The sequence below is a fragment of the Plasticicumulans sp. genome, assembly GCF_035331805.1.
In the GTDB taxonomy this organism is placed as follows: Bacteria; Pseudomonadota; Gammaproteobacteria; order Competibacterales; family Competibacteraceae; genus Plasticicumulans.
The window spans coordinates 1-8176 of sequence record NZ_DAOLKE010000157.1; the positions used below are offsets into that span (position 1 = coordinate 1).

Annotated in this window: 10 protein-coding genes; 1 reads left to right on the forward strand and 9 read right to left on the reverse strand. The window is 69.8% G+C overall.

What is annotated here, in order from left to right:
- The 9 genes from PKE44_RS11690 to PKE44_RS11730 all read right to left on the reverse strand — a co-directional run.
- Positions 1-1047: FHIPEP family type III secretion protein (locus tag PKE44_RS11690; protein WP_324551321.1), on the reverse strand; the 1047-nt coding region annotated here is incomplete at its 3' end.
- A gap of 156 nt (positions 1048-1203) precedes the next feature.
- Entirely contained in the window at positions 1204-2331 is a 1128-nt protein-coding gene (flhB, locus tag PKE44_RS11695; protein ID WP_324551323.1) for a flagellar biosynthesis protein FlhB, read from the reverse strand.
- A 1-nt stretch (position 2332) separates the two neighbouring features.
- Complete coding sequence (gene fliR, locus PKE44_RS11700) at positions 2333-3115, reverse strand: flagellar biosynthetic protein FliR (RefSeq protein WP_324551325.1); 783 nt, start codon at positions 3113-3115, stop codon at positions 2333-2335.
- Positions 3116-3137: 22 nt separating this feature from the next.
- Positions 3138-3407 (reverse strand): flagellar biosynthesis protein FliQ, encoded by a 270-nt coding sequence (gene fliQ / locus PKE44_RS11705; protein WP_324551327.1) that lies wholly within the window; start codon positions 3405-3407, stop codon positions 3138-3140.
- A 22-nt stretch (positions 3408-3429) separates the two neighbouring features.
- Positions 3430-4152, reverse strand: a complete 723-nt coding sequence (gene fliP / locus PKE44_RS11710) for a flagellar type III secretion system pore protein FliP (RefSeq protein WP_324551340.1) — start codon at positions 4150-4152, stop codon at positions 3430-3432.
- A 31-nt stretch (positions 4153-4183) separates the two neighbouring features.
- Positions 4184-4678, reverse strand: a complete 495-nt coding sequence (gene fliO / locus PKE44_RS11715; RefSeq protein ID WP_324551329.1) for a flagellar biosynthetic protein FliO — start codon at positions 4676-4678, stop codon at positions 4184-4186.
- Complete coding sequence (gene fliN / locus PKE44_RS11720; protein ID WP_324551331.1) at positions 4678-5154, reverse strand: flagellar motor switch protein FliN; 477 nt, start codon at positions 5152-5154, stop codon at positions 4678-4680. The genes fliO and fliN overlap by 1 nt, the downstream gene beginning before the upstream one ends.
- Positions 5151-6209 (reverse strand): FliM/FliN family flagellar motor switch protein, encoded by a 1059-nt coding sequence (locus PKE44_RS11725; protein WP_324551333.1) that lies wholly within the window; start codon positions 6207-6209, stop codon positions 5151-5153. The genes fliN and PKE44_RS11725 overlap by 4 nt, the downstream gene beginning before the upstream one ends.
- 42 nt (positions 6210-6251) lie before the next feature.
- The gene (locus tag PKE44_RS11730) at positions 6252-6821 is read right to left on the reverse strand and encodes a flagellar basal body-associated FliL family protein (protein WP_324551336.1); all 570 of its coding nucleotides are present in this window, start codon (positions 6819-6821) and stop codon (positions 6252-6254) included.
- A 344-nt stretch (positions 6822-7165) separates the two neighbouring features.
- On the opposite strand from PKE44_RS11730, the gene PKE44_RS11735 reads away from it, so the two are divergent.
- The coding region (locus tag PKE44_RS11735) for an ABC transporter permease (protein WP_324551338.1) at positions 7166-8176 on the forward strand (1011 nt) is incomplete at its 3' end.

Here is an 8176-nt window from a genome sequence, read left to right on the forward strand (position 1 = left end):
CGCCGCACCGGCCGCTGCCGCCGCACCGCCGCCCGGCGCCCCGACCGTCACCGAGATGCCCGGCGCGCCGCGCCGGTAGACGCGCCACGCCATCCAGCCGCAGCCGCCGGCGAGCGTCAGGAACACCAGGTTCGGCATGCCCGGGATCAGGCCCATCATGCCGATGATGGCAGCGGTGACGCCGAGCGCCTGGCTGGAGCCGAACAGCTGGCTGACCACCTGCTCGCCCATGTCGGCGCGGCCCGAGGCGCGCGTGACCATGATCGCGGCGGCCACCGACAGCAGCAGCGCCGGAATCTGCGCCACCAGACCGTCACCGATGGTCAGCAGCACGTAGATCTCGGCGGCCTGACCGACCGGCAGCTTGTGCTGCAGCGTGCCGATCAGCAGGCCGCCGATGATGTTGATGAACAGCACGAGGATGCCGGCGACCGCATCGCCGCGCACGAACTTCGAGGCGCCGTCCATCGAGCCGTAGAAGTCGGCCTCCTGCACGACCTCGGAGCGCCGGCGCTTGGCCTCGGCCTGGTCGATGACGCCGGCGTTGAGATCGGCGTCGATCGCCATCTGCTTGCCCGGCATCGCATCGAGCGTGAAGCGGGCGCTGACCTCGGACACGCGCCCGGCGCCCTTCGTGACCACGACGAAGTTGATGATCATCAGGATCGCGAACACGACGATGCCGACCGCGTAGTTGCCGCCGACGACGAAGTGGCCGAAAGCCTCGATGACCTTGCCGGCGGCATCGCCGCCGTTGTGGCCTTCGAGCAGCACGATGCGCGTCGAGGCGACGTTGAGCGCCAGACGCAGCAGCGTCGCCACCAGCAGCACGGTCGGGAAGGCCGCGAAATCGAGCGGGCGCAGCGCGTAGATCGACGCCAGCAGCACGATCAGCGAGATCGCGATGTTGAACGTGAAGAACACGTCGAGCAGCAGCGCCGGCAGCGGGATGATCATCATCAGCAGGATGACGAGCAGCAGCACCGGCGCGCCGAGGCCGCTGCGGGCCAGCGTGGTCAGGACTTGCGTGAAGGACGGCGTTTTCATGCGGGCGGAGGACGGGGACGGGAATCCATGCAGGGCGCGCGGGGGGACGCGCGGGAAAATGCCGGGGTGGGGTGCCGACGGCTGGACGGCGCCGGAAACCGGACACCGGCACGGCGGGCGGCGGCCCCCGCCAGCCCGCCGGCGCCGGCGGGAGCTCTACTCGGTGCGCACGCCCGTCGGCACCTCGACCTCCGGCATCCGGATCGGCGCGCCCGGCAGTTCGTGGTCGGCGCGCAGCTGGAACACGTAGGCCAGCACCTGCGCGACCGCCAGGTACAGCGCCACCGGAATGTCGCGATCGATCTTGGCGTTGTAATACAGCGCGCGCGCGAGCAGCGGCGATTCGACCACCGGCACGCCGCTGGCCCCGGCGAGCGCGCGGATGCGCAGCGCGATCTCGTCGATGCCGAGCGCCAGCACCTTCGGCGCCTTCATGGTCTCGGCCTCGTACTTCAGCGCCACCGCGTAGTGTTCGGGGTTGACGATCACGGCATCGGCGCCCGGCACCTGATCCATCATGCGCCGCTGCGCGAACTCCATCTGCATGCGCCGCAGCTTGCCCTTGATCTCGGGCCGGCCCTCGATGTCCTTCATCTCGTCCTTGACCTCCTGCAGCGTCATGCGCAGCTCCTTGGCGTGCTGCCACAGCGTGAACGGCACGTCGAAGCCGGCGATCAGCAGCAGCGGCGCGGCCAGCCACAGCGCAAGCTCGCCGATGCGCGTGCCGGCGTGCGCGAGCGCGAGCGGCAGCGGTTCGGCGGCGAGCCCGAGCAGTTCGGGCTCGGCATCGTGCAGCACCCAGATCGCGACGCTGCCGACCAGCAGGAACTTCGCGAGCGCCTTGCCGAGTTCGGCGAGCGCGTGCAGCGAGAACAGCCGGCCGATGCCGGTCAGCGGATCCAGCCGCTCCCACTTCGGCGCGAGCGATTCGGCCGACCAGTTCCAGCCGCCGATCGCGATCGGCGCGAGCAGCGCCAGCACCCACATCAGCAGCAGGAAGGGCGCGAGCAGCCCGAGCATCGTCAGCAGCGCGTGCCCGAGCGCCTGCGCCGGCCGGGTCGGCTCGAAGATGTCGCGCCACTCCAGCGCGAAGCCGGCGCGCATCAGTTCAAGCAGCGTATCGACGTAGCCCGCGCCCATCGACACCAGCGCCACGCTGCCGCCGAGCGTCAGCAGCGCCGTGCTCAGCTCGCGCGAGCGCGGGATCTGGCCCTTCTCGCGTGCCTGTTCGAGCCGTCGGGGGGTGGGTTCCTCGGTGCGTTCCTGTCCGTCTTCCTCGGCCATCTCAGCCTCCGGCCGCCAGCGCCCGGTGCACGAGCAGGAAGGCGGCGTCGATCAGGCGACGGAATTCCGGCGCGAGCGCCGGCAGCGAATACAGCAGGATCGCCAGCCCGAGCAGCAGCGTCACCGGCAGCCCGACCGCGAAGATGTTCAGCTGCGGCGCGGCGCGGGTCATGACGCCGAAGGCGAGGTTGACGACCAGCAGCGAGGCCATCGCCGGCAGCGCGAACTTCACGGCCCCGGCGAAGATCATCGCGCCGGCATCGGCAAGCTCGCGCCAGCGCTGCAGGGCCAGGCCGTCGGTCGACACCGGCAGCAGGTGGAAGCTCTCGACCACGGTCTCGATCAGCAGCAGGTGACCGTCGAGGCCGAGGAAGATCAGCATGCCGAGCAGGCCGTAGAACTGCGCGAGCAGCGGCGTCGAGGCACCGTTCTGCGGATCGATCAGCGAGGCGTAGCCAAGCCCCATCTGCGTCGAGATCATCTGCCCGCCGGTTTCGAGCGCCGCGAACGCCAGGCGCAGTGCAAAGCCGATGTACAGGCCGATCAGCACCTGCTGCACGCCGATCAGGATGCCGGCCGGCGACATCGGCTCGACCTGCGGCCCCGGCGGCAGCAGCGGCACGGTCACCGCCGTCAGCACCAGCGCCAGTGCCGCGCGCACGCGCCGCGGCAGCGAGCGCGCACCGATCACCGGCGCGACCGACAGCATCGCGGCGATCCGGAACAGCGGCCACACGAAACCGCCGACCCAGCCGGCGATCTCGCTGCTCGTCAGCGGCGGCATCGGGGCGAATCCGGCACGCGCATCAGCCGATCAGCGTCGGGATGCTGCGGTACAGGCGCTCGGTGAAGTCGGTCAGGATCTCGATCATCCAGCCGCCGCCGGCGACGATGACCAGCACCGCAACGATCAGCTTCGGCACGAAGGACAGCGTCTGCTCGTTGATCTGCGTCGCCGCCTGGAACAGGCCGACGACCAGGCCGACGATCAGCATCGCCCCGAGCAGCGGCGCCGACAGCAGCGCCGAGACCTCCAGCGTGCGCTGGCCGAGCGTGATCACGGTTTCCGGAGTCATGGCAGCAAGGCCTCGCGTGCGTTCAGCCGCTGCCCGGTCCGTGGAAGCTCGCGGCCAGCGTGCCCATGACCAGCGGCCAGCCGTCGACCAGCACGAACAGCATCAGCTTGAACGGAAAGGAGATCACCAGCGGCGACAGCATCATCATGCCCATCGCCATCAGCACGCTGGAGACCACGAAGTCGATGATCAGGAACGGGATGAACAGCATGAAGCCGATCTGGAAGGCGGTCTTCAGCTCGCTGGTCACGTAGGCCGGCACCAGCAGCGTGAACGGCACGCTCTCGGGCGATTCGAAGGACTCGCGACCCGAGAGCTTCGCGAACAGCGCCAGATCGGACTCGCGCGTCTGCGCGAGCATGAACTGCGACAGCGGCACGCGCGCCTTCTCGACCGCCTCCTGGAAGCCGATGCGCTCTTCGAGGTACGGCGTCAGCGCCTCGTCGTGCATGCGCTGCAGCACCGGCCCCATGATGAACACGGTCAGGAACAGCGCCAGCCCGATCAGCACCTGGTTCGACGGCGTCTGCATCGTGCCGAGCGCCTGGCGAAGCAGCGCCAGCACGATGACGATGCGCGTGAAGGCCGTGGTCATCAGCACCAGCGACGGCAGCAGCGTCAGCGCCGTCATGATCGCGAGGATCTGCAGGCTGACCGACCACTCCTGCACGCCGCCGGTGCCCGGCGTCATCGTCACCGCCGGCACGCGCGGCTCGGCGAGCGCGAGCGCCGTGGCGGCGCACATCGCGACGAGTCCGCCGCCGAGCGCGAGCGCCCTACGGATGCGGCGGTCCACCGCCGTCCTCCCGTGCCCGGTGGTAATCGGCGAGCGCCGAGCGGAAGTCGAAACGCCGGCGCGGGCTGTCCTCGCCGTCCGTCTCGCCCGCGCCCGCGCCGTGCACGGCCAGGCGGTCGAGCACGTGCAGCGTCGTGACGCTGCCGGGGGTCACGCCGAGCAGCACGCGCTCGCCGTGCACCTCGACCAGCACGATGCGCTCGCGGTTGCCGACGTTGAGCCCGCCGAGGATCGTGATCGGTCCGGAGCTGCGCCTGAGCGTCGGCACCTGCCGCGCCAGCCACGCGAGCGCCAGGATCACCGCGATCACGACCAGCAGCTTGATGCCGAGGTTGACCAGCGAACTCACGTCGAAGGCCGGCGCCGCCGGCGGCGGGGTTTCGGGGGCTGCAGCGGCGCGCCCGGCAGCGAACAGGCTGGCCAGTGCCGGCAGCCTCCACGCGGCCCGCGGGGTCCGGTGTCGCGTTTCCGTCATCAGCGCAGCCTCTTGATGCGTTCCTCGGGACTGACGATCTCGACGATGCGCACGCCGAAGCGGTCGTTGACGACGACGACCTCGCCGCGCGCCACCAGACAGCCGTTGACGAGGATGTCCAGCGGTTCGCCGGCCGGGCGGTCGAGGCGCACGACGTTGCCCTGACTGAGCGCCAGCAGCTCGCGGATCGACAGCCGCGTGCGGCCCAGCTCCATCGACAGCGTGATCGGGATGTCGAGCACGACATCGAGATTGGCCGCCCGCCCGTTCGCGGACGGAACCGGGTCGCCGGCCGTGTCGAAATTCGTGCCGAATCCCCCGCTGTTGCGGGTTGCGGCAGCCGGCTTCGGCGGCGGGGCGGCCGGGCGGGCCGCCGGCTTCGGGGGCGGGGCGGAACTCGCGGCCGCAGGTTCCGTGGCGGCGGCGGGGGATGCGCTGTCTTCGGCGCCTTCGGGCCGGTCCTCGGGTTCGCTCATGGCTTCCTCTCCGCTTTGGCCGGGGCCTTGTCCCGGCCGACGGGTTTCAGGGCGCGTTCGGCGGATGGCAGTTCGAATGTTTCGGGCAGCGACACCAGCCAGCGGTCGATCTGCAGCGCCCGCCAGCCCTGGGTGTCGCCGAAATGGCCGGCAAGCAGGCGCACGCCGTCGACTTCGAGCCGTGCCTGCTCGGGCAGGTCGACCGGGATCGTGTCGCCGACCTGCAGGTTCAGCAGGTCGTTGACGCTGACCTCCAGCTCGGCCAGCACGCAGCTCACCTGCACCTGCGCATCGCGCACGCCCTCCTCCAGCAGCCGCTGCAGACGCTCGTCGCGCAGCGGATGCTCGCGTGCGAGCGCCGCGAGCAGCGTGCCACGCACCGGCTCGAACATCGACGACGGCAGCGCGACGCGCAAGGTGCCGAGCGTGCCGTCGAGCATCAGGTCGATGCCGAACACGATCAGCAGCTCGCCGGGATGGATGGCCGTGACCAGATGCGGGCTGATCTCGGAGGCGTGCTGCGTCCAGCGCACCGGCAGGTAGGGCTGCCAGGCCGAGACCAGCGCCTTTGCGCACAGCGCGTTCAGGCGCTGCACCATGCGCAGCTCCGCGGCCGTGAACTCCAGGCGGTCGGTCTCGCTGTACTGCGTGCCCTGACCGCCGTACCAGGCCCCGACCAGCGAGAACACCAGCGGGTGATCGAACAGGATCAGCCCGGGACCGGCCATCGGCGACAGGCCGATGACGTTGACGCTGCACGGCGGATGCAGGCGCGCGACGAAGTCCTGGTAGGGCTCGGCGTGCACCTCGACCGGCGTCAGCGGCAGGTCGCGACGCAGCAGCTCGTAGAAGCCGAGACCGAGCTGATGCACGAAGCGCATCTGCACGGTGTTCAGCGCCGGCTGGATGCAGGCGATGACGTTCTCGGGGCTGGCGAGGTCGTAGGCGAGCACTTCGCCAGCGGACTGGCCGCGGCCGACCACGACGCGGCCGTTGCCGACGCCTTCCATCAGCGCGTCGAGTTCGTCCTGCGAAAGCAGATCGCGGTTCGGCACGGCGGCGGACTCTCCGGAACGGGGCGGCGATGCAGGCGAGGCCTACTGCATCACGAAGTTGGTGAAGTACACGGCTTCGATGCCGGGCGTGCCGGTTTCGGCGATCAGGATCTTCTGGATTTCCTCCAGCGTCTTCTGCTGCAGCTTCTCCTTGCCGGCCGGTGTGCCGAGTTCGGCGAAGGTCTGGCCGGAGAACAGCAGGATCAGCCGGTAGCGGATCTGCGGGTCATTCTCCTTGACCTTGTCGAGCGCCTTCTGGTCGCGGGCCATGATCGAGACGCTGATCTGCACGTAGCGCAGCACGCCCTGATCGTCGAAGTTGACGACGAAAGGCGGATCGAGCGGCTGGTACTTGGCCGGCCCGGCCGACTTCGGCACCGCGACCGGCACGGCCATCGGCGCGCCATGGCCGCCGGCCGCCACCGCGGAACCATCATCGCCGCCGTGCCCGAGAAACTTGTTGAGGGCGCCGGTGAAGAACAGCGTGGCGCCCACCGCCAGGATCAGCAGGATGAGCACGAGCAGGATGATGATGATCAGCTTGCCCTTGCCGCCTCCGCCACCACCGGCGGCTGCCGCTTCCGCGGGCTTGGCTTCTTCTTTCTTTGCCATGGGTGCAGTCCCTGAGGGTTCGAACGTGAGGCCTGCCAGAGCAATTTGGAAGCCAACTCGACAAGGTTTCGCCGTGGCCTTTCCAATCAGTAGCTTGTCCGCCGGCATCACGTCAGCGGGATTCCCGGACGCGGCACCGGGCCGGCAGGGTGACGGAAATCCGTCGCCGGATGAGCATCAGCCGCCAGCAACCATAGCCGCTGTCCCCGGCCCGCGGCGCCCCGGCGCCGGCTGCAATGCCGCGCAATGCGGATGCCATCCGCAGCCGGCACCGCCGCCCCGGTGGCCGCTGTACCCGCCGCCGGCTTACGATCCCCGCCCCTGTCCCCCGCCGGAGTCCTGACATGTCCTCGACCGAAATCGCCGCTGCCGCGCCGGGGCGCGGCTGGGGACGCGCGCGGCGGGTCGCGGCGGCCTTCGTCGCGCGCAACATCGAGTTCGTGCGCGATCGCACCGCGCTCGGCTGGAATCTGGTGATGCCGGTGCTGATCGTGCTCGGCTTCGCGTTCGGCTACTCCGGCGAGCCGGCGCCGCAGTACAAGATCGGCCTGCTCAATGACGGCGCCGCGCACCCGGCCTTCCTCGATACCCGGCACGTGCAGTTCGTGCCCTACGCCGAGGCCGACACCGAAGCCGCGATCACGCGCGTCGAGCGCCACCAGCTCGACCTGCTCATCGACCTGCGCACGCAGCACTACTGGGTCAACGAGGAATCGGCGAAGGGCTATCTCGCCGAACGGCTGCTGGCCGGCAGCGACGGCGGTTCCGGCTTCCGGCGCGAGGCGGTGCGCGGCCGGGTGATCCGCTACGTCGACTGGCTGATCCCCGGCGTGCTGTCGATGAACATGATGTGGAGCGCGCTGTACGGCGTCGGCTACGTGATCGTGCGCTACCGCAAGAACGGCGTGCTCAAGCGCCTGAAGGCGACGCCGCTGAGTGCCGTCGAATTCCTCGCCGCGCAGATCGGCTCGCGGCTGACGCTGGTGCTGCTGGTCAGCACGCTGGTGTTCACCGGCACGCATCTGCTCATCGGCTACCCGATGTACGGCAGTTATCTGCACCTGCTGCTGGTGTTCGCGCTCGGCGCGAGCAGCCTGATCGGCATCGGTCTGGTGATCGCCGCGCGCCTGCGCACCGAGGAGATGGCCGACGGCCTGCTGAACCTGATCTCGTGGCCGATGATGTTTTTATCCGGCATCTGGTTCTCGCTCGACGGCATGCACCCGTGGGTGCAGAAGCTCGCGCTGATCTTCCCGCTGACGCACGTCACGACCGCGGCGCGCGCGGTGATGATCGACGGCGCCGGCCTCGCGACCATCGCCCCGCAGCTCGGCGTGCTCGCCGGCTTCACGCTG

What these genes read in the sequence shown, in the direction of transcription:
- PKE44_RS11730 (WP_324551336.1), bottom strand. Translation starts at nt 6,821, where the DNA reads ATGGCAAAGAAAGAAGAAGCCAAGCCCGCGGAAGCGGCAGCCGCCGGT.
- fliO (WP_324551329.1), bottom strand. Translation starts at nt 4,678, where the DNA reads ATGACGGAAACGCGACACCGGACCCCGCGGGCCGCGTGGAGGCTGCCG.
- fliR (WP_324551325.1), bottom strand. Translation starts at nt 3,115, where the DNA reads ATGCCGCCGCTGACGAGCAGCGAGATCGCCGGCTGGGTCGGCGGTTTC.
- fliQ (WP_324551327.1), bottom strand. Translation starts at nt 3,407, where the DNA reads ATGACTCCGGAAACCGTGATCACGCTCGGCCAGCGCACGCTGGAGGTC.
- fliN (WP_324551331.1), bottom strand. Translation starts at nt 5,154, where the DNA reads ATGAGCGAACCCGAGGACCGGCCCGAAGGCGCCGAAGACAGCGCATCC.
- fliP (WP_324551340.1), bottom strand. Translation starts at nt 4,152, where the DNA reads ATGTGCGCCGCCACGGCGCTCGCGCTCGCCGAGCCGCGCGTGCCGGCG.
- flhB (WP_324551323.1), bottom strand. Translation starts at nt 2,331, where the DNA reads ATGGCCGAGGAAGACGGACAGGAACGCACCGAGGAACCCACCCCCCGA.